Consider the following 254-nt stretch of genomic DNA (forward strand, 5'->3'; position numbering starts at 1 on the left):
GGCGATCCCGGGAAGGCTCCATAATAGAACAAGCACTCATTCGCCATCACCGACAAGTCCTTGAATTCGAAGCCCGTATAGGATGGGCCCTGTTCGAGCTGCACCTCAGTGATCAGCGCCGTGAACGTGCCGGGTGCCGCCGTCGTAGCCAGCTGGAACCGCAGATAGTGATTGGTGCCCAGCGTCTTTACCACAACCGAAGGAATGCTAAATGTCTGCTGACATCTAGTCCATGTATTTGCCGGCACCGCAAT

At 55.5% G+C, this 254-nt stretch carries 1 protein-coding gene; it reads right to left on the bottom strand.

Translation table 11 applies throughout. From position 1 onward, the window contains the following. A partial coding sequence (locus AC1RPU_RS08370) for a hypothetical protein (RefSeq protein WP_481769709.1) occupies nucleotides 1-194 on the bottom strand: 194 nt, incomplete at its 3' end. Nucleotides 195-254: the final 60 nt, after the last annotated feature.

It is taken from the genome of Dellaglioa sp. CoH-55-MRSF-7 (assembly GCF_056782235.1).